Source organism: Nocardia thailandica NBRC 100428 (assembly GCF_000308795.1).
In the GTDB taxonomy this organism is placed as follows: domain Bacteria; phylum Actinomycetota; class Actinomycetes; order Mycobacteriales; family Mycobacteriaceae; genus Nocardia; species Nocardia thailandica.
The window spans coordinates 1-19,174 of the sequence record NZ_BAGK01000296.1 but is presented as its reverse complement, the minus strand read 5'-3'; the positions used below and the strand labels follow the sequence as shown (position 1 = coordinate 19,174).

At 65.2% G+C, this 19,174-nt stretch carries 18 protein-coding genes; 5 read left to right on the top strand and 13 right to left on the bottom strand.

Going from position 1 to position 19,174, the window contains the following annotated elements; translation table 11 throughout:
- Positions 1 to 159 precede the first annotated feature (159 nt).
- Positions 160 to 696 carry a very short patch repair endonuclease gene (locus ON36_RS36430; RefSeq protein ID WP_373281856.1) on the bottom strand — a complete coding sequence of 179 codons (537 nt, stop codon included), beginning with the start codon at positions 694 to 696 and terminating at the stop codon, positions 160 to 162.
- A gap of 243 nt (positions 697 to 939) precedes the next feature.
- Positions 940 to 2,325, bottom strand: coding sequence for a DNA cytosine methyltransferase (locus ON36_RS29190; protein ID WP_043660456.1), 1,386 nt, complete (start codon positions 2,323 to 2,325; stop codon positions 940 to 942).
- 112 nt (positions 2,326 to 2,437) lie between these two features.
- On the opposite strand from ON36_RS29190, the gene ON36_RS29185 reads away from it, so the two are divergent.
- Both ON36_RS29185 and ON36_RS29180 read left to right on the top strand, forming a co-directional pair.
- Entirely contained in the window at positions 2,438 to 3,283 is an 846-nt protein-coding gene (locus ON36_RS29185; RefSeq protein ID WP_052314476.1) for a GIY-YIG nuclease family protein, read from the top strand.
- 61 nt (positions 3,284 to 3,344) lie between these two features.
- A complete protein-coding gene (locus ON36_RS29180) occupies positions 3,345 to 4,007 on the top strand; it encodes an Eco29kI family restriction endonuclease (protein ID WP_218001248.1) in 663 nt (220 codons plus the stop codon).
- 39 nt (positions 4,008 to 4,046) lie between these two features.
- On the opposite strand, the gene ON36_RS29175 is transcribed toward ON36_RS29180, so the two are convergent.
- Complete coding sequence (locus ON36_RS29175) at positions 4,047 to 4,487, bottom strand: hypothetical protein (RefSeq protein ID WP_157225062.1); 441 nt, start codon at positions 4,485 to 4,487, stop codon at positions 4,047 to 4,049.
- Positions 4,488 to 4,778: 291 nt separating this feature from the next.
- Between ON36_RS29175 and ON36_RS33075 the strand changes: the two genes are divergently transcribed.
- Positions 4,779 to 6,542 (top strand): DciA family protein, encoded by a 1,764-nt coding sequence (locus ON36_RS33075; RefSeq protein ID WP_157225061.1) that lies wholly within the window; start codon positions 4,779 to 4,781, stop codon positions 6,540 to 6,542.
- A 274-nt stretch (positions 6,543 to 6,816) separates the two neighbouring features.
- Here ON36_RS33075 and ON36_RS29165 read toward each other — a convergent pair whose 3' ends face one another.
- The 9 genes from ON36_RS29165 to ON36_RS35140 all read right to left on the bottom strand — a co-directional run bounded on the left by ON36_RS29165 (position 6,817) and on the right by ON36_RS35140 (position 16,418).
- Entirely contained in the window at positions 6,817 to 9,423 is a 2,607-nt protein-coding gene (locus ON36_RS29165) for a valine--tRNA ligase (RefSeq protein WP_052314474.1), read from the bottom strand.
- A gap of 74 nt (positions 9,424 to 9,497) precedes the next feature.
- Positions 9,498 to 10,421: a glycosyltransferase family 2 protein gene (locus ON36_RS33070; protein WP_083885511.1), complete on the bottom strand. Its 924-nt coding sequence runs from the start codon at positions 10,419 to 10,421 to the stop codon at positions 9,498 to 9,500.
- Entirely contained in the window at positions 10,418 to 11,107 is a 690-nt protein-coding gene (locus ON36_RS29155) for a class I SAM-dependent methyltransferase (protein ID WP_043660451.1), read from the bottom strand. The genes ON36_RS33070 and ON36_RS29155 overlap by 4 nt, the downstream gene beginning before the upstream one ends.
- A 10-nt stretch (positions 11,108 to 11,117) precedes the next feature.
- A complete protein-coding gene (locus ON36_RS29150; RefSeq protein ID WP_043660450.1) occupies positions 11,118 to 12,473 on the bottom strand; it encodes a hypothetical protein in 1,356 nt (451 codons plus the stop codon).
- A 215-nt stretch (positions 12,474 to 12,688) separates the two neighbouring features.
- Positions 12,689 to 12,943 (bottom strand): hypothetical protein, encoded by a 255-nt coding sequence (locus ON36_RS35145; protein ID WP_157225060.1) that lies wholly within the window; start codon positions 12,941 to 12,943, stop codon positions 12,689 to 12,691.
- A gap of 15 nt (positions 12,944 to 12,958) precedes the next feature.
- The gene (locus tag ON36_RS29145; protein ID WP_043660448.1) at positions 12,959 to 13,813 is read right to left on the bottom strand and encodes an SAM-dependent methyltransferase; all 855 of its coding nucleotides are present in this window, start codon (positions 13,811 to 13,813) and stop codon (positions 12,959 to 12,961) included.
- Between the two features lie 114 nt (positions 13,814 to 13,927).
- Positions 13,928 to 14,536 (bottom strand): DUF5753 domain-containing protein, encoded by a 609-nt coding sequence (locus ON36_RS29140; RefSeq protein ID WP_052314472.1) that lies wholly within the window; start codon positions 14,534 to 14,536, stop codon positions 13,928 to 13,930.
- A gap of 200 nt (positions 14,537 to 14,736) precedes the next feature.
- On the bottom strand, positions 14,737 to 15,258 hold the full coding sequence (locus ON36_RS33065; RefSeq protein WP_052314471.1) for a DUF8176 domain-containing protein: 522 nt from the start codon (positions 15,256 to 15,258) through the stop codon (positions 14,737 to 14,739).
- Positions 15,259 to 16,103: 845 nt separating this feature from the next.
- Positions 16,104 to 16,418: a hypothetical protein gene (locus tag ON36_RS35140; RefSeq protein WP_157225059.1), complete on the bottom strand. Its 315-nt coding sequence runs from the start codon at positions 16,416 to 16,418 to the stop codon at positions 16,104 to 16,106.
- 286 nt (positions 16,419 to 16,704) lie between these two features.
- Between ON36_RS35140 and ON36_RS29125 the strand changes: the two genes are divergently transcribed.
- Together ON36_RS29125 and ON36_RS33925 are read left to right on the top strand one after the other, a co-directional pair.
- Positions 16,705 to 17,949, top strand: coding sequence for an NsdA family TPR-like regulatory protein (locus tag ON36_RS29125; RefSeq protein ID WP_043660445.1), 1,245 nt, complete (start codon positions 16,705 to 16,707; stop codon positions 17,947 to 17,949).
- Entirely contained in the window at positions 17,946 to 18,836 is an 891-nt protein-coding gene (locus tag ON36_RS33925) for a phosphotransferase family protein (protein ID WP_245558243.1), read from the top strand. The genes ON36_RS29125 and ON36_RS33925 overlap by 4 nt, the downstream gene beginning before the upstream one ends.
- 131 nt (positions 18,837 to 18,967) lie before the next feature.
- Here the strand turns inward: ON36_RS33925 and ON36_RS35960 are convergent.
- The coding region (locus ON36_RS35960) for a hypothetical protein (RefSeq protein WP_043660442.1) at positions 18,968 to 19,174 on the bottom strand (207 nt) is incomplete at its 5' end.

Below are 19,174 nucleotides of genomic sequence, written 5' to 3'. Positions count from 1 at the left end.
GTTGGAGCAGTACTGGCGCACAGGGAAGATGCCGACACCATCGACCGAGCGTCGGCGGCAACGAGAACCCTGACGCAAGCCACCCTTGACGGGCCATGCGCGTGTAACCGTCCGAGCGCGGGCATGGTGTCGAGTCCGCACGACCGGCTTGTCCTGCGACTATCGATGGGAAAGCCGACGATGGTCAAGAACCACAGCCTCGATTCGCGCGGCCGCCGACTCCGGATCCTCGTGCTCCCATACTCGAATGACGGTCCAACCGGCTTCGCGGAGCTTGGTCGATGTATCGCGGTCGCGGTCTCGGTTGGCGTCGATCTTCCGGACCCAGAAGTCGGAGTTCTTGATCGCCGGGCGATGATGTGACGGACAGCCGTGCCAGAAGCATCCGTCGACGAAGACGGCTACGTGGTCGGCGGTGAAGACGATGTCGGCCGTTCGGCGGAGTTCGGCCAGTGGTCGGGTATCGACCCGATAGCGCAGTCCTCGTTGGAAGAGTTCCCTCCGCAACGCCATTTCCGGTCCGGTGTCCCGTCTGCGGTTCGCGCGCATCACCGCGCGTACGGCGGGGGACGAGGCGCTCGATTCGGAAGGCGGCGGCCTATCGCCAGCCAGGTTCTGGGCGTGGGCTTCTCGCCACGCCTGGCTCAGGTTGTCCTTCCGCGTGTCGTGAGTGACCTCGCAGACATAGCGTTCCACGGACTTGCCGTCCTGTGACCACCGCAGGTACGCGCGGATCCGCCGAGTACGTCGATAGACCCGGAGCGAGACCGACGCTCGCGCGAAGCGACCGTCACCGAGGTCAACACTTCGTCGGTGTCGTCCGCCCGCCGCCCGGTCCTGCTCGACGGCTGGGGCGACGGCGCCAGCGCGTCGTTTGTACGCTCGCGTTGACGGTTGCCGCTGGTTCCAGCCATGTTCGCCGACCCGCTCGCGCATCGTTCAGCGGGCCGAGACGAGCGCGTCGTTTGTGTCGACCTCCGTCGCCTCCGCGGTGGTGAGGGCGTCGGCGACCGCTGAGGCGAAGAACTCCCCCAGCACGACCGGGACGGCGTTGCCGAGTTGTCGCATCTGCTCGCCGCGGGGCCCGGAGCCGAGCCATTCGTCGGGGAAGGTCATCACGCGGGCGGTCTCGCGGACGGTCATGTAGCGGTGTCGGTAGGTCCACCCATCGGGGGACTCGGGGTCGCGGTCGCGTTCGTCTAGCAGCATGACCGACTCGCCACCGGGCACACCGTGGACTCCGGCCTTGACCGTCTTGGCGGGGCGGTCGAGTTCGTTGGGGGTGTGGCCCTTGTAGATTCGCGCGCCGGGCCACCCGATGTGATGTTCGACGCCGATGCTCTCGCCGAAGTCGAACTTCTCGTCGAGCCGCTCCAGATCGACCTTCGGCAGTTTCGGCAACGTGGCGTCGGTACCAGCCCCGGCGATGGCGTCGCGCAGTGTGCGCCAGGGTAGGCAGTCGTCCTCCTTCACGACCTTGGGTATGCGTTCCTCGACGCGAGCTCGCACGTGGGCAGGCACGTCAGGGTGTCGTCGCCAGTAGTCGCCGTCCCTGATCGATCGGAACAGCGCCGCTTCGGAGTATCGGGGTGTCTTGACGAGTTTCTCGAAGGCCTCGACATCGACGCCGAGGTCGGCGCGGAACGCGACGATGACGACGCGGTTGCGTATCTGCGGGACGCCGTAGTCGGCGGCGTTGACGGGCACCACGACGACCTTGTAGTGATCGGGGTCGCTGTCGTTGTCGGGGAGATTGGCGAGGGTCCGCCGCAGTTCAGCGTCGTGATCCTGCCAGCGCGTCGAGTCGACCCGCTGCTGGTGGGGGAGCCGTAGCTCGTTGACGATGTACTGGAAGTAGTCGGCGAACGAGGGCCGGAGCAGCCCGCGGACGTTCTCGCAGATGACAGCCTTCGGGCGTACTTGGCGTATCGCCTTGAACATCGCCGGGAACATGTTGCGTTTGTCCTCGTCGCCCTTGGCGACGCCACCAGCGCTGAACGGCTGGCAGGGCGGTCCGCCGGCGAGGACGTCGACCTCCCCCTCAAAGGCGGTGAGATCGAGTTCCCGCACGTCGGCAGGATAGAGCGGCGCGGGCCGCCCCACCGCGGGTGGCTCCGGTCGGGTGTCCTCGATCTCGACCAAGCCGTCGGTGCCTAGAGTCTTACGGGCGCTGGCGACGAGGGTCTGGCAGGCGCGCTTGTTGAACTCGTTGAGCAACAGGGGTCGGAACCCGGCCTGATGACAGGCCATCGCGAGTCCGCCACCACCGGCGAACAACTCGACGCTGGTCCGTGTCCTGGTCACGCTTCCCGGCTGGTCATCCATGGGCAAACCATACCGCGGGGGTAGGACAGGAACGGTCACGCACGTGGTGAGTCGATTGACAGAAGTCGAGCCCATAGAGTTCTCTCGTGATCGTGATCGAAGGGGGACCGAGATGAGTCAGCACATGTCGCCGATCGGTGGGGACACGCACCACAGCGACTTCCGGCTCAGCATCACCAAGGCGCTCGGGGACCAGTTGGCCGCAGCGCTCGCTACGCTGGTCGCCATCCCGCTGACCGCGGAGAACCTCAACGAGGGCGTCGACGAACGGCCCGGCGTCTACCAGCTCTACCTCGACGGCGAGTTCGTCTACGTGGGCAAGGCCGACAAGTCGCTCCGCGACCGGTTGGGTCAGCACTTGCGCAAGATCTCCGGTCGCCGCGATATCCCGCTGACCCGGGTCACCTTCTCGTGTCTGTACGTCGCCGAGGACTTCTCCGCGCTGGCGCCAGAACAGCTGCTGATCAGCCACTACAAGGGCAAGGGCGGGGTTCCCTGGAACAACAACGGCTTCGGCAACAAGGATCCCGGGCGTCAGCGCGACAAGACGGTCCTGAAGGAGAAGCACTTCGACGTCGCGTTCCCGATCAACCTCGATGTGCGTGTCCCCGGGATCGAGGCGGGCGCGACGACGGTCGGGGCCTTCCTCGGTGCGTTGAAGTCTGGACTGCCCTTCGTGTTCCGCTACGAGAAGAAGGTCCCCATCCAGACGAGTCGGCAGATCCTCGAGGTCGCCCGCGCGGATCTCACCGCGCACGAGGCATTCCGCCTGGTGTCCGCGGCTCTGCCACAGGACTGGCAGATCACCGCCCTGATGGGCTACGTGATCATGTACAAGGAGGACGAGGAGTACAGGAGCGCGTGGCGCTACTACCGGGCGGGAGAAGTCGTCGACGTGACACCGGAGTCCCTTCCCGACGACGACGCGGCCGAGGACGGGCCGGAGATCGACGAATGAAGCGCCCGACGCCCCTCTCGATCCCGGCGCCGCGCGGTGTCGACGCCCAGGAAAGTAGGAGATGGTGAGCGCGGAATACTCGCCCGAGTCGTTCGACCCACTGTCGACGACCCGGCTCGCCAACACCATCTGCGAGATGCTCGAACGGCAACCGTTGGTCTCGATGGCGGAGGAGATCCCCCGGTTCGACGGCTCCGGCCTCTACGCCCTGTACTACCGCGGCGACAGCGTAGACCTGTATCGTCCTCTCGCGAAATACCAGATCCCCGTGTACGCGGGGCAGGCGCGATCGAGCAACAGCGCGACCGGCAAGACCGTCCGGGCGCCCCGACCAGTGCTCTCACGGCTGCGCTCGCACCGAACGTCGATCATCGAGGGCGGTCTGCCCATCGCGGAGTTCCGGTTCCGCGCCCTGCTCATGCCCGACGTGCACGCCGACTTGGGGGAGAACGGTCTACGCGTCGGCTATAAGCCGGTATGGAACACCGTGCTCAGGGGATTCGGAAGCCACGAGCAAGGGGCGACGACCCGCAAAAGCGGCAAGTCCAAATGGGACACCGTTCACGACGGGCGTAGCCGCTCGCACGGCGATGTCCCCCACGAACTCGCCGAATTGATCACCGAGGCCACCGAACACATCGAATGGCAGGTCGAGCGGTACACGAGCCTGCAGTGGCAGCATCCGGTCGGCGAGGCGTATTACGAGGATCTCACGGCGAACTGACCGTACGCGCCGGATCCTCGAAGACGTCGTGACGGCGATCTACTCGGACTCGTCCTCTCGGATGTAGTCGAAAGTCGGGGCGATCCCTTCCTCCAGATTCCGCACGGCCATGTCGACCGCCGCGTCGAAGGATCCGGCGTGGTAACCATCCGCGAGCGTGTCACCACCTTCGTAGCCGTCGTACAGCCCGACGGACCAGTACCGGATGTCGGCCCGATCCTCCGCCAGGCCGGGTTCGGTAGTCGTGACGACGAGATGGAGCGGGTGCTCGGTGCCGGGCACCGTCCCAATGACCGCTTCGATCGCGGTGCAGCCGCCGCCGGTGTTGACGACCGCGCCGACGGTGTCGAAGCGGTCGTTCAGCGATGTCAACTCGGGCGCGTAGATCCGCGCGAGCCGAGCCTCGTAGACGGCGATGTCGTCATCCTGGTCAGTCATCGTGATTGGTTTCCTATTCGCGAACGGCGGGTCGCGTTCCACGGTAGTGCGTGACGCGACAGATCGGCGGTCCGTCTCCCAGGTCCAGACTCCGTGCCGTGGAGATCGTTCGGGCGTCGCGACATATTGGCACGCACCCGGCGACGGTCCCGGCGGAGATCTTCCACACCGGTGGATCGCCGACCGTGGTTGTCGATAGAGGAAAGACTTAGGTTGGCCGGGTGTCAGACTGGGTGGCGGAACGCCTCGCATACCTCAGGTCAGAGGGTCATTTCCGGTGACACGCCGAATGGGTGGCCGATGTGTTTGCCATCACTGTGTATGACATGCTCCATGTCGAAGCGATCGAAGGAGCAGCGGCGTAGGGATCGTGCCGCCAAGCGGACGCGCCGCACCGGGCACTCCGCGCCAGAGGCTGAGCGAATCGAGGGCTCAGCCAGCGTGGGGGCCGATCAGCCCGCACGGGGCTCGGTTCAGCGAAAGCCCGAGGTTAGCGCGTGGCCGGGCGCGCGGCTGGTGATCGCGAAATGGTACGACATCGTCGGCAAGGCCATCGGTGATGTCGCGGTGCCGGTCTCGTGTACGGACGGGGTGCTCACCGTACGGGCTACCAGCCCCGTTCTGGTGGAGCAACTGCGAGCGCTCGGTCCGGAGATCCTGACCAACATCGAGAGCTACTGCGGCGAGGGTATCGTCTCCGAGTTGGAAGTCGTGACCACCGCTCCTGGCGGCGCCGGGCAGCGCCGCTCGGCCTCTGGATGGGAGCCGCAACTGGGCGCGACTAGGTTGGCCGCCCGAATGGCGGCAGCACTGGACCTCCCGGTCGCCCCAGAGGACATTTGGGAGCTGTCACACCTTGGCTGCTTGGAGGAGATCGGAACCTATCTGGACCGTCCCATGTACCGCATCAGTGACGCCGACCTGCTCTGCGTCGAACAAAGCGAGCTCGTCGCTGAGGTCGTGGCGACACGATTGGACTGGATCGACTCCAGCTACAGCGAGGTCGAGGCGCGCCGGATTCTCGCGTTGTGGCCAGACGAATTCGACCGGCTGACGGCTGAGTACGGCATCGCGGCAGGTCGGCTCGAACGGTACAACGCCGAAGAGATCGAGGGTCTCGCCGCAGACTCCGAGTTCCGGGAACGCGCGATCAAGGAGCGTCTCGTCGGCCCGGACCAAGCATCCGAGCTTCTCGGGATTCGGCGGACGGACTTCGACCACTGCGTGGACGCTGGATGGATCACACCTGCGGAGTATGTCTCGAAGACGATTCGCCGGGGTCGCGAGGTTCGGGTCGCGCTGTATCGGTGGGGAGATGTAAAGGGGTTACTCGGGATCTCGGAGGTCGATTGGGACGCTGTCCGCGCGACACCTTCAGGGTCGGCATCACTGCTCTTGAGATTCGCCAAGCCCTCGATCGACCGCGCCGCAGCGATTCGGAACTTCGTCGGCGACGCCAGCAGGCGATTCGGTGTGCGTATCGGTGCCAAGTACTATTGGAGACTCGATCAATGGGTGATTCGATGGGAGCCAGACCATACGGGAAGCCCGACCTACGACGCGGTCGAGACCCAACTCTCCGCGGATCCTGACACCTCGGCATTTCTCGGCAGCATCGTGCTCGAGACAGGCGTTGTCGACGAACGATGGCGTCCTGTCGAACTCTCGAACCAGCACGAGCGGACAGAATCAGTCCACGAGCACGCCGACCGATGGACCAACCTGCGGGCGAAACTGCTGGAGCGCCTCGACCATCGTGGTAGGGCGCCAGGGATCACTTGCCGCGATGCGGAGGTCCTGGCGACCAAGCTTCGATCCTGCGGCGTCGTATCCGTTCGACTGGGCGACGAACAGGCGTGGCTGAGCGACGTGAGTCTTCGCATGTTCGACCTCGATCCGAGCGACGAGATCGCGTTGCTGACCGGCAAGCTTGAGGACTCCGGCGAGTATCGGTTCGCGCCAAATCTGACCAAACGCCAAGCGCGATCGCTTCTTGAGTTCATCGCTGCGACGGAGAGAACTTGTGCGAGCGCCTGCGACGTTGGCTCCGCAGCGGTAGATGTCGACTCCGTGGCGCCGAGTCCGGCGAACGCGTGAATGCCCGAGGCAAGTTGCGGACTGGGCGGCGTGGCCGGGAGGAGTCCTGTCACGCGAACGCGAATTGCCTCGATCCGTGTCCAGGTCAGGCCTGTGGCTCCGAGTACGGCCAGAGCGATCGCGTGTTGGCGGATCTGGGCCCAGCTGTCGGTTGAGCGTTGTCCATACGGAGTCCTTTTGCTCGGATCGGAGACTCCACGCGGGAGTTCACGACCTGTCCCGGTGCGCTGCGTTAACGCACCAGGACAGGTCGTGGACTGGATCGGCCGGATTGTTAGCCGAGCAACGCGGAGAGTTGCGCGCGGATTCGCTCGGCATCCAGCTCGGCGTTCTGGTGACGGCTGCGGATCCCGCTGACGATCTCGTCGGGCGCTTTGGCAAGGAAGTTCTCGTTGTTCAGCTTCTTCTCGGCGGCCTCGATCTCCTTGAGCGCGCCGGCGAGATCCTTTTCGAGGCGGCGCTTCTCGGCCTCGACGTCGATCGCCTGTGACAGGTCGAGGCTGACCCGCGAATCACCGATCGACAGTGTCGCTGTCGGCTGGAATTTGGCCGAGGGCGGATCGAGGCGAAGCAGTTGTCGGATCGCGGCTTCGTGCTCGGACAGAACCGCGGCGAGGTGAAGTTCTGCGGGCACCCGTTGGCTCGAGCGAACGCCCTGCTCGGAACGGAACCGCCGAACGTCGGTGACGAGTTGCTGTACCTGCGCCACCGTGGCCTCGGCAGCGGGGTCGCGGAATCCGGAGTCCTGGGGCCAGGCGGCGATGACGAGCGATTCGGCACCGGTGAGGGTCGTCCACAGCTTCTCGGTGACGAACGGCACGAGCGGGTGCAGCAACCTCAGCAGGGTGTCGAGCACGTGCCCGAGGACTCGCCGCGCCGTGTCGGCGGCTGGGCCGCCTTGGGCGAATACGGATTTGGACAGTTCGAGGTACCAGTCGAAGGTCTCGTCCCAGGCGAAGTGGTAGAGCAGATCGGACAGCTTGGCGAACTGGTAGTCCTCGAAGTAGCCGTCGACTTCGGCGATCACCGTGTTCAGGCGCGAGAGGATCCACCGGTCGATGACGGAGAGTTCCGCGGCCGAGGGGAGTGGCCCGCTGGTTGTTGCGCCGTTGAGGAGGGCGAATCGGCTGGCGTTCCACAGCTTGGTGGTGAAGTTGCGGCTGCCTGCGACGGATTCTTCGGCGATGGGTGCGTCGGTGCCGGGGTTGGCGGCGCGGGCCAGCGCGAAGCGGAGGGCGTCGGTGCCGTAGGCGTCCATCCAGTCGATCGGGTCGACCACGTTGCCGAAGCTCTTGCTCATCTTCTTGCCGTGTTTGTCGCGGACCATGCCGTGCAGGGCGATGGTCTCGAACGGTGCCTGGTCGGTGGCGTAGATGCCAAACATCATCATCCGGGCGATCCAGAAGAACAGCAGGTCGTAACCGGTGAACAGGACGCTGTTGGGGTAGAACTTCGCGAGGGCGTCGGTGTGGTCGGGCCAGCCCATGGTCGAGAACGGCCACAGCGCCGAGGAGAACCAGGTGTCGAGGACGTCGGGGTCCTGGGTCCAGCCTTCAGGGGCGGTCTCGTCGGGGCCGACGCAGACGATCTCGCCGGCAGGGCCGTACCAGATGGGGATGCGGTGTCCCCACCAGAGCTGGCGGGAGATGTTCCAGTCGCGCAGGTTGTCGACCCAGTCGAAGTAGCGGCCCGCCAGCTCGGGCGGATGGACAGTGACTGTTCCGTCGCGAACAGCGTCACCGGCGGCCTTGGCCAGCGGTGCGACCTTGACCCACCACTGCATCGACAGCCGTGGCTCGATGACGGTGCCGCATCGTGAGCAGTGCCCGACAGCGTGGGCATAGGGCCGCTTCTCCGAGACGATGCGTCCTTCGGCGCGCAGGGCGGCGACGACGGCGCTGCGAGCTTCGAGCCGGTCGAGCCCTTGGAAGGGTCCGGGGGCAGTGATGATCGCGTGCTCGTCCATCACGGTGAGCGAGGGTAGGTCGTGGCGTTGGCCGATCTCGAAGTCGTTCGGGTCGTGGGCGGGGGTGACCTTGACCGCGCCGGTGCCGAACTCGGGGTCGACATGTTCGTCGGCGACCACCGGGATGCGGCGTCCGGTCATCGGCAGTTCGATCTCGCGGCCCACGAGCTGCTGGTAGCGGGGGTCGCTCGGGTGCACCGCGACAGCGGTGTCGCCGAGCATGGTCTCGGCGCGGGTGGTCGCGACGACGATCTCGTCCTCGCCGTCGCCGTAGCGGATGGACACCAGCTCGCCGTCGAGGTCTTTGTGGTCGACTTCGATGTCGGAGATCGCGGTGGCGCAGCGCGGGCACCAGTTGATGATGCGTTCGGCCCGGTAGATGAGGCCGTCGTCGTAGAGGCGTTTGAAGATCGTTTGGACCGCGCGCGAGAGGCCCTCGTCCATGGTGAACCGCTCGCGGTCCCAGTCGACGCCGTCGCCGAGGCGGCGCATCTGGTCGGAGATGGCGCCGCCGGACTCGGCCTTCCACTGCCAGACACGCTGCTCGAACGCTTCACGGCCGAGGTCGTGGCGGGAAAGTCCCTCTTTGGCAAGTTCGCGTTCGACGACGTTCTGGGTGGCGATTCCGGCGTGGTCCATGCCGGGCTGCCACAGGGTCTCGTAGCCCTGCATGCGCTTGCGCCGGGTGATGGCGTCGATCTGGGTGTGCTCGTAGGCGTGGCCCATGTGCAGGCGGCCAGTGACGTTCGGGGGCGGGATGACGACGGTGTAGGCGGGCTTGTCACTCGTCGGGTCGGCTGTGAAGTAGCCGTTGTCTACCCACCGTACGTACAGCTCGCCCTCGAGTTCTACCGGTACGAAGGTCGTCGGCAGGGTTGTGGGGTCGATGCTGTCTGTGCGGTGGGTTTCGGTCACGGTGGACCAGCATATTGGCTGAGCATCGCAGCTATCACGGCCGCCGGTCGGAGTCGGGTTCGGGTTGGTCTCGGTCATGGAATCCCCAGCAAGTCGATGGGACTGCCCAGTGTGGCTTTGCGGCCTCGGGCGAGGGTCAGGGCCTGGTCGAGGTCGACCGAGGCCATGTGGAGCAGATCGGTCAACCGGTCGGGTTTGCTCGCGCAGACGAAGCCGGCGAGTTCGGCGGAGGGCCGGTTGTCGGCGAGGATCGTCTGGAAGTAGTCGAGGTTCTTCTCGACGGTGAGGCGCACTGACTCGAGTTCATCGACCTGGGCTACTGAGAGGCGCGCGAACCGAGCGTGCACGCGATATTCGTGGAACGGGCCCGGGATGCACGCGATCGTGTTCGGGTGGCCGCGCCGATGCCGGGCGGCGAGCAGGTCGATGGCGAAAGACCAGTCCTGCCATTTGCGGACCCGAGGGTCGTAGCCGCCCGCGGCGAGGGCATCAGTACGCCGGTACACGATCGACATCGGCGCGTGGTGCTTGCGGACCAGTAACTCTTGGCGGCATGGGTATGCCGAGATCGTCAGGCCCTGGAAGGTGCCGAACATCTGGGAGTAGGTGTGGACGAACGCGAGCTCGGGATCGGACGCCAAGAGCCGCACTGCCCGGTCCGGGTAGCTGCCAGTGGCGAGGAGGGCGGGGTCGGCGGCCAGTCGGTCGTCGGAATCAAGTGGCAGGACGAACGGGTATCGAGCGGCGTCGAGCCCGGCATTGCGGGCCGCCTGCGCCCCCTGGTTCTCGCCCAGTCGCACGACGCGAACCTCCGGCAGGGCCGAACAAGCATCGAGACTGGCCAAGGTGTCCGGGTCGTCACTTCCGTCATCGATCACCACGACCTCGCCGCGGAACGAGAGCGGCTGTCGAACTGCGGATTCGACGGCTTCGCGCAGGAAGCTGCCGCTGTTGTAGCAGGGCACGATCACGGTGAGCCCGAGTGCATTTCGACTCATGAGCGGACCTGGGTGTTGCTGGTGCGGTAGGCGCGGACGGTGATCTTGTTGGCCTCGAAGTAGTTGCCGGGGGAGTCGGTGTTGCGTTCGCAGTGCCGAGTCAGGCTCATGTGGCAGCCCCACCTGTTGTAGAGCCGTTCGATGGTGGTGCGGAAGGTGTCGGCGGTGTAGGCGGCTTCGTTTTCGATCAGCACCCGGCGGCCCTGCCTGTCGGTGCGCGTGATGTCGGTGAACACTTCGAGAAAGTGGCCGGTGCCGACAGGTGCTCGCTGGACGCAGCGGGTCAGGATCTCGCGAACCTGATCCTGCCGTAGGTAGTGCAAGACGTCCTTGGCGATGACAAGTCCGAATCGTCGCTCGATCGAGTAGTTCTCGATGCGTTGCTGGACCAGTTCGATCCGGTCCGCCCAGCTTTCGGCGCCGACCAGGCGGGTGCGCAGGATTTCCGTCGGGACCTGGTCCACGGCGACGACCTCGAAACCGGCGCGGGCTAGGGCGATTGTGTAGGTGCCCATGCCGTAGCCGAGGTCGAGCGCGGTGCGCGGCGCCTGTCGATCGAGGGCGTTCAGGAATCCGGCGAACCGATCGGAGACCGGTGCCGACAAGCGTTCGGCCGTCGTCGCGTTGCTCGACAGTGCGGCGAGATAGAAGGCAGTGACTTCCTTTTGCGAGCGTTCTGTGCACATGCTTTTGCTCCTAGAATCCGTCGACTTCCACGATCTGGCCGGGTATCCGTAGCGACAGCGCGAGGGCCTCGGTGACGCGCATCGGCAGGTAGTGGTCTTGCAGACGGCTGCGAGTTTCGGTGCCGCGCAACCAGTTCTGCATCAGGGCGCGGTTGCTGTCGCTGTGGAAGAGGCCGTCGAACGTCTCGCGGGTGACATAGGCGTCGTCGGTGAGCAGCGAGGCGTTGGCGCGGGTGAGGATCTCGGCGACCGCGCCGATCTTGTCGGCGTCGGGGCCTCGGGGGACGTCGTAGCAGTGGACGTGGACCGAGTACAGCGTTGAGAGTTGGGCTTCCAGGTCGACACTGCTGGTCCGGCCGTTCTTGTTGTACACCCCGTCTGGAAACGTCGACCAGCTTCGAATCGATGGTGTCGTCTGCTCGAAAGAGAGTGTGCCCAAGGTGATGGTGGCCTCGGTGTCGGCGTCGACCAGCCGGAATGTCGAGGTGATGTCGGTCTCGCCGAATCGTCGCGGTTCACGCCGCAGCACCGCGCATTTCGCGTGGCCGCCGAGCAGCTTCGTCGCCCGAGAAGAAACCCTGCTGCCTTGGTCGGCAGGAAATGCCCCGAACGAGCTGACCTGCAACCTCAGCGGCCGACCAGCGAACAGCAGTTTGTTGAGTGCGAGGACCTGCACGGCGAGGTCGATGTAGTGGTAGCTGCCGTGCATCAGCATCCCGTACCCATACCGGTAGGGGTGGTCGTCGCGGGTCACGAACTCGTGCTCGAGATTCCAGACACCACCTGCGGCCCGCAGGTGGAACGAGGTCACTGGCGCCCGCCACGCGAGCATCCGTTCCCGCAGCGGCGCGATGAGCCGATCGTTGTAGATGCTGTGATAGCGGCTCAACGTCATCACCGAATGCCGCGACCTCTTGGCCGAGGCGCCAGCGATCAGCTCGGACATGGTTGCCGAGATCTGGGTGGGATCGAATGCGCCCCCGTTCATCGGTGCCAGGACCGGCTTCTCCACCAACGAGGCGATGCCCTCTTCGACGCAACGGCGCAGGTACGGCTCATGCGAACCCACCTCGGTGGCGATGTAGGCCAACATCGGCAGCCCGGGAACCCGCAGGAATCGCAGTGCGGTGAGCGCGGAATCCAGTGCCAGCACACGATCGCCTCCGTCGGCCTGGACGAAGAACTTCATACGCGGTTGTGGGTCCGCACCGACCAAGCGCGCCTCGATCACCTCACGCTCGGATTCAAGGTCAATCAGCGACCAGGAATCGAGATGCCCCTCGTCGATCGCCGTTTTGATCACGGGCATGTATTTGTTGCGGACGATCTCGTCGTATCCGATGACGACCAACTGGTGGATGCTCATCGAATCCTCCCATTCTCACGCGGCGGTTCTCGATGTCCGTCGCCTAGTGCGTGTGCCACCAGCGGGTCTTCGCAGTGCTGGTAGCGGATTTGGTAGAGGGGTGGTGTCTGTGCCGAAGTTCTGGTCGCCGGGCCTATACGCATGCGACAGGGTTTCGTCAGAAGGAACTAGCTGCTTGTGCGGCGGCGGGATGTGTGGTGTCCGGGCCGGGCAGCCTAGGAGGGCCGCACTCGTTGGATGGCGGTGTGTCCCTGGTCGGTCAGTTTGTAAACGGTGTCGGCGGTTTGGGTGTCTGTGTCTGTCGAGGTGGCGTAACCGTGGGTGACCAGCCAGCGCAGTGTGACGGTGACCGGCCCCAGGGCCCTGCCTTGGGCGACTTGGCGGGCGGTCTTGGCCCCGGTGGACAGTGCGTTGATCGCCGCGACTTGTGCGTGGCTGAATCCGCTGGGATGTATGCGGGAATAGCCCACGATCGACTCCTCCGTCTAGACCGAGTAGCGGCCTACTGCGGCGTAACAGCTGAGGTCGGATTGCTGGTGGTGGGATGGCTGGTAGGTGGGGTCGCCGGTGTCGGGTCGCCAGCGGTGTGGTGCGACGATGCCGGAGTCGAGTAGCTGGTAGGGGGCCAGCATCGCGCTCACGGTGGTGTGATCGCGGGGGCGGTAGGGGATTCCGTGGTAGGTGAGGTGAGTGGCCCATGTGCGGATCTCGTCGCCGAAGATGTCCTCGGTGATGTGGCTGAGGATGAGCCAACTGTTCGGCGGGAGTCCGCCGGCCAGCTCCGCGAGCACGGCGCGCGGGTCAGCCAGGAATTCGGCGGTGCCGGACAGGCACAACGCGATCGGCAAGTCGAGGTCGAAGAACGCGGTGATCTGGTCGAGGACGGTGGCGGTGTCGGTGATATCGACCATGGAGAAGCGTCGGTCGGGACCCTTGACCACCACGGCACGGGCATGAGCCGCGACGAGCTGGTCGTGGTCGAGGTAGAGCACCCGGGCGCGCTCGACCTCGCGACCGGCGACATCGCCGAGGTTGGGCGGTAGCGGGATTCCGCAGCCGAGCTCGACGTACTGGTACACACCGTGTTCGTTGGTGAGGTGCTCTACCGCCCGCAGGAGGAACCGGCGTGCCTCGCACGTGGCGGCGACAACCCTGTCGGCTGCGTGCTTGGCGACCAGCCGGTCGATGTCGTAGTAGTCCTTGCCGCCGAGGAGCCAGTTACTGACTCGCGCGCTGTTGGCGACGTCGTATCGCAGGTCGGTCCGGCGCGAGCCCGTGTCACACCGGCCACCGGTGTGTGGCTGTGAGCATCCACAGGTAGGGAAAGCGGTGGTCGGCATGAGCTTCAAGTCCTCTCGAAGGTGGCGTCCAGACCCCGACCCGGTGCCTGTGGCCGTGACGAGGGATACGGCCTGGCAGGGCGTGGGTCGGGGTCTGAACCGGTCAGGTGGTTCTTAGATGCCGGGTCCGGCGTGCTCGGCCAAGGCCCGATCGAGCAGGGCGCGGGCGTGCTCGCCGTAGCGGGCCTGATCAGCGAGCAGTTCGAAGGTGCGCACCGCGAGCGCGATCTCGTCGGCTCCGCTCGTTTCGACCGAGCCGGTCACGGTCTCGATGTCGACGCTGGACTCGTCGTGGATGACGAAGTTGTCGGCCTGGCCGATGAACTCCGCGTCGAGCGGGATGATGCCGATATCGACGGTGTCACGGCTGGTGAGGATGTCAGCGAGCTGGCGGATCTGGGCGGCCATGATGGCGTGGCTGCCGACAGTGCGCCGCAGCGCGGCTTCACCGATGAGCAGGTGGAAGCGGTGCCCGGGTGCGTCGAGCACGGCCTGGCGCTGCATCCGTACCGCCGCGGTCGCCTCGCTGTCGTCGGGTACACCGAGCACGGTCGTGCACTTGGACAGGATCGCGCGGGCATAGTCGAGGGTCTGCACCAGGCCGGGCAGGATCTCAGAGCTGTAGCTGCGCTGGTGTTTGGTCTCGGCCTCGATGTCGATCAGGCTGCGCTGCAACGGCTCCAGGCCGTCATCGGCCACGGCGTACCAGCTGGAGTAGGACATGATCTAACCTTTCAGTTACTTTTCAGTGGTTAGGGAATCCGGTGGATAGCTACCGGGTGTGGTCGCTGGGTGTGGGGGAGCGCTCCCGGAGGCGTGGGGTGTCGGGGCGGCCTCCGGGAGCGGATCCCCACCCTCGGGTCGACCGGTCCGGGGACCGGCTGTGGTGGCCCGAGGTATTCAGGTGGTCGGGGCGCGCGCTGTTAGGCGCGGTTGATGGAGCTGATGAGCGTCGCTGCGCCGAGAGTGCGGGTGGTGATGATCTGGCGCGGCGCGAACGGCTCGGTGGTGGGGTGGTATTCGGTGACGGTGACTGCCCACAGGTCCGCATCGCCCAGACGGACCAGCGGCGAGATCGTCACGCAGTGCCGGGTGCCCGCCGGGACGGCATCGATCCCGGCCTGCAACCGGTCGCCAGGGCCGACGAGGGCGTCGGCGGTGAGGAACCGGCGGGCCTGCTCGGCTGAGCGCTGCACGTAGTAGGCGTAATTGAACCCCAGGATCGCACCCGGACCGCTGGACGTGTCACCCGGTCCGAAACCACTCACCACCCCGGAGGGGGACGTGCTCTGCGCGCATGTGACGGTGCGCGAGCCGGCATCGCTGTCGGGCGCGGTCACGATCGCGACGGTTGTCAGGGCAGCGAGGGTGCCGAGTACGCTCGCCGCGATCCATCGGCGGCGGTGTGAGCGAGGCGTGGTGGTGGTGTCGAACTTGGCGTACATCGTGCTGGGTTCCTTGACTTGAGTGGGGTCGGGGGTGGCCCCGGAATCGCCGGGAAGCAACTCCGGGGTCGCCTCGGCACAAGGCCACGACCTGGAATACCTCGCGGGTACCTCGCCGGATCACGTGCGGAGGCCATTCGGTTGGTCAGGGCTGGAGGTAGAGCCGTTCGTTGGGGAGCCGGGGCAGGCCGGTGCACCGGCCAGGGGAGACGGCTACGGTTCCGGGGCGGTGGGCGGCCACGTCGCACACGAACACCAATGCGGCGGTGACACAGGCGACGAATTCCATTCGGACGCTGGAAATCAGCACCGAGAGTCGGACGTCTGCTTCGTCGGGGCGCGGAGACGGTCTGCTCGCGCGGGTCATTGCCGAGCCGTCCTGGGTAGGAGGGCTCGGGCGCATTCGATCACCACTTCCCCGGAAGGGCGGAAGGTGCTCGATGCCGGGGAGATCCAGGTGCGGATCACTTGTGAGTCCGGGGCGGGGGAGGGTAGGGCGATGTCTCCGTCGCGGATGACCACCACCCGGGCGTGCCACAGTTGGGCGATAACGGCAGGGTCGGTGATGGGTCGAAGGTCGGCTCTGACCAGGTAGGTCCACATCCCTGCGCGGGGATGGCCGATGATGGACAGAGGTGCCACTCCACGCACATCGAGGCTGGTCTTCACCCGCTGAGCAAGCTGGGTTGGCATCATCACCGCGCCGATTAGCTGTCCTGCCTGCATGGTAATCCGCCCCGTATTGGGGTCGACGACCGTCGGCAGGGAGCAAATTCGGCGATAGAACTCGCAGCGGGAGCGAGGCGTCTCTGCGAAAGCAGCAGCGGGAGAGGTGCTCTGAGACATCACAGCCACCCAGCTTGGGTCATCGCCTCGAACACTTGAGTTAGGGCGGCGGGCGTCGGCTTAGGAACGGGCAGCGGGTACGCCTCGATCACAAGCGACTGATCATCGTGCCCCGACAAAGGCTGAACTGTGGAACAGATCAAACCGGCGTTCTCGAGGTCAGCCAGGGTATCCGACAATGACGGGCGGCTGAGGGTGTCAGAGGACGTGGTGGTTGCGTCAGAGGTGGCGTTGTGTCGACAAGTCAGACCGAGGTCAGGTGACTGAATGCCCGGCTCATCTGCCGAGGCGTAGTTCAGGCTCGTCCTGCTCATCAATCCCCCTTGGTAGGGCACGGCGGGCGTCCCACTGAACCACGCTAGAAGGCTCTAGCAGCTGGTGTGGAACTACTGCATTTGGGTAGGTCACCTCCAAGCATCCAGCGTCGAGCGTTGGAGGAAGAGGGCAAGTTATGGGGCAGATTGAGCCGCTATCTGCGAAGCGGTAGCCGACTACACTTAGCGGCGTCCCCGTACGTCACGCGGAGGTGCAGTGCCCCCAAATACGCAGTTGCAACAACGCAGAGAAGGCACGCCTTCTCGGCTTGTTCCCGGACAGACGATGACGCGAGCCGAGCTGGCTGATGCGATCAATGAGCATGTATGGCGAACGACCGGCACACGACGGGACCTGGATGCGCACGCCATCGCTCGATATGAACGCGGAGTAGTGCGGTGGCCGAACGGTGACTACCGGCGCGCGATGAACCACATCCTCGGGGCTTCCGACGCTGAACTCGGGTTCGTTTCCTCGCGCCGTCGACAGCGAGATGAGGGACAACCCGACAACACTCTGGCGGTGAACCTGTTCAGCCCGTTCGGCCCGTCTGCTCAACCGGCGGCGTTGGTCGTCTCCTCTGACGTCGAAGGACCGCGGCCTGCTCGAGTCGGCAACAGCGAGATCGAAGCGATCCGCTTCGCCACGCAGACCGCTGCGGAGACGGAGAACCTTCATGGCGGGGGATCATCAGCGATAGTGGCCGCGAGCCACGAATTGAGGAAGTATGCCCCTTGGGTGCACTGCTCGGTGAGCGCCAAGCTGCGCCGCCCTCTCTTCGAGGCAGTCGGCAATCTGAGCAGCGTCGTAGGCTATACCGCGTTCGACGCGGGTGAGTTCTTGAGCGCTGACCGGTACTTTCGTTTTGCGTTGTGGTGCGCTGATTCGGCTGGATCGTGGGACCTGCGGGCGAGCGCGCTCGCTGATATGGCCCGTCGGTTCGCGTTCGTCGGTGACCCGGACAACGCACTGTCCCTGATAGAGCTCGCGCAGGTCCGATCTGATCGCTTGGCCGTCACCGTTCGGGCGATGCTGAGTGCGATGCGCGCGCAGTACTTGGCGGCGCTGGGACGTAGCGACGAGGTAGTGGGTGAGGTTGCCCGTGCAGACGAGCTCTTCGCAGCTCGTACTCCGAGCACGGACCCGCCCTGGATGTGCTTCTACGACGATGCCGAACATCTCGGAAGCACGGGGAAGGCGCTCGCGCTGGCGGCCGAGGCTCTCGACGCGATTGATGTTGCCGCGCCTCGGCTTCGGTACGCAATTGACATGCACGGCTCCGAGTACCGGAGGTCTCGAACTTTCTCAGAGATTCGGCTAGCTGCATTGACGATGAAGCTCGGAGACCCTCGGGAGGCTGCGGTGCTCGGACAGGAGGCGGTAGGGCATAGCCAGGCGCTGAAGTCGGCGCGCATCGCAACCGAGCTCCAAGGGCTGGGTGCAGTAGCGACCGCTCACCGTCGCATCGCCGAGGTCAGGGAGCTACGGGCACTGATTGCCGAGGCAACCTCATGTAAGGACAGGAAGTGATCAGAGGAGGCTCTCCTGGGCAGGGCACTCGGACCATCCTTGAAGAAGCGGCAGCAGTCAACGGAATCGATTCGGTCCGTGCGGAACTCCTCCGGGCCGGGTCCAACAGCATCTACCTGGTCGATGAGCTTGTCGGTCGAGTCGGCAAGGTGGGATCCGTCGAGTCGGCGACGCGAGAGTTGCGTATTTCTCAGTGGCTGAACGCGTCTGGTCTGCCAACGGTTCGAGTAGCGGAGGTGGCTCACCCGATCACCGTTATTGAAGAGCGCCCGGTGACCTGGTGGGAGCGAATTCCGGCCCATCGCGCGGCTACGACAACCGAACTCGCTGCTGTGCTTCGTCGACTTCATGCACTCGCGCCGCCTACGGTCTTCACGCTTCCACAGCACGATCCACTCGCCGGCCTGCATGGAGCCATCACGGACGCAGCTGCTCTCGGGGACAACGATCGCGAGTGGCTGATAGAACATCTTGACACGCTGTCCAGCAGGTATCGGGCTCTGGCTGAGCCTGTCCAGCGCAGAGTCATCCACGGGGATGCGTGGCAAGGCAACGTCGTCGTCCCGCACGACGGAATCCCGATAGTGGTTGACCTGGAGCGCGTTTCGCTCGGTCGTCCCGCATGGGACCTGATTCAGGTCGCGGCTGATCGTACTGACTTCGACCGCTTGTCAGAAGGCGACTACAGGTCATTCGTTGATACCTATGGCGCGGATGTCACCACGGACCCGGCCTTCCGGCTGCTGGCAGACCTGCAAGAGCTGCGATGGGTTGTCTTCGCCTTATCGCAGTCTTCGAGCAGCGACAACGCTGCTTACCAGGTTCGGCACCGGCTGGCGTGCCTGCGAGGAGATATCGCTCGGCCGTGGCATTGGGACGCACTGTGACGAGCCAGTGCAGCCGAGGAAGTGCAAGCCCTTCGTGCCATTGTCATGCCTCGCTACACGGTGAGGTCTCACGCAAAGAAGGAGAGGCTGACCGTGTGGCGGCCTCGGTTGGTGGGAGCGCGCGATGGCCATCAGCAGGCTATCGCGTGGGTGCTGTATAGGCCGTGGACGGAGAGGATCTCGAAACAGGCACCATACTGGTCGACTTCGAGGTTCAGGTCGGTCGGCTGTTTGTCATCGGTCGGACGGAGGTGTAGTGGGTTCGGCCGATGCCAGTTGTAGCTGACCTGCAGGGGTGTGGAGTCCCAGGCGGTCCGGAACTCGGGGCGGCGCCGCAG

Bases quoted from the DNA above. Each gene is read 5' to 3' on its own strand.
- ON36_RS29190 (WP_043660456.1), bottom strand. From the start codon at position 2,325: ATGGATGACCAGCCGGGAAGCGTGACCAGGACACGGACCAGCGTCGAG.
- ON36_RS29185 (WP_052314476.1), top strand. From the start codon at position 2,438: ATGAGTCAGCACATGTCGCCGATCGGTGGGGACACGCACCACAGCGAC.
- ON36_RS29180 (WP_218001248.1), top strand. From the start codon at position 3,345: ATGGTGAGCGCGGAATACTCGCCCGAGTCGTTCGACCCACTGTCGACG.
- ON36_RS33075 (WP_157225061.1), top strand. From the start codon at position 4,779: ATGTCGAAGCGATCGAAGGAGCAGCGGCGTAGGGATCGTGCCGCCAAG.
- ON36_RS33070 (WP_083885511.1), bottom strand. From the start codon at position 10,421: ATGAGTCGAAATGCACTCGGGCTCACCGTGATCGTGCCCTGCTACAAC.
- ON36_RS29155 (WP_043660451.1), bottom strand. From the start codon at position 11,107: ATGTGCACAGAACGCTCGCAAAAGGAAGTCACTGCCTTCTATCTCGCC.
- ON36_RS29150 (WP_043660450.1), bottom strand. From the start codon at position 12,473: ATGAGCATCCACCAGTTGGTCGTCATCGGATACGACGAGATCGTCCGC.
- ON36_RS29145 (WP_043660448.1), bottom strand. From the start codon at position 13,813: ATGCCGACCACCGCTTTCCCTACCTGTGGATGCTCACAGCCACACACC.
- ON36_RS29140 (WP_052314472.1), bottom strand. From the start codon at position 14,536: ATGTCCTACTCCAGCTGGTACGCCGTGGCCGATGACGGCCTGGAGCCG.
- ON36_RS33065 (WP_052314471.1), bottom strand. From the start codon at position 15,258: ATGTACGCCAAGTTCGACACCACCACCACGCCTCGCTCACACCGCCGC.
- ON36_RS35140 (WP_157225059.1), bottom strand. From the start codon at position 16,418: ATGAGCAGGACGAGCCTGAACTACGCCTCGGCAGATGAGCCGGGCATT.
- ON36_RS29125 (WP_043660445.1), top strand. From the start codon at position 16,705: ATGACGCGAGCCGAGCTGGCTGATGCGATCAATGAGCATGTATGGCGA.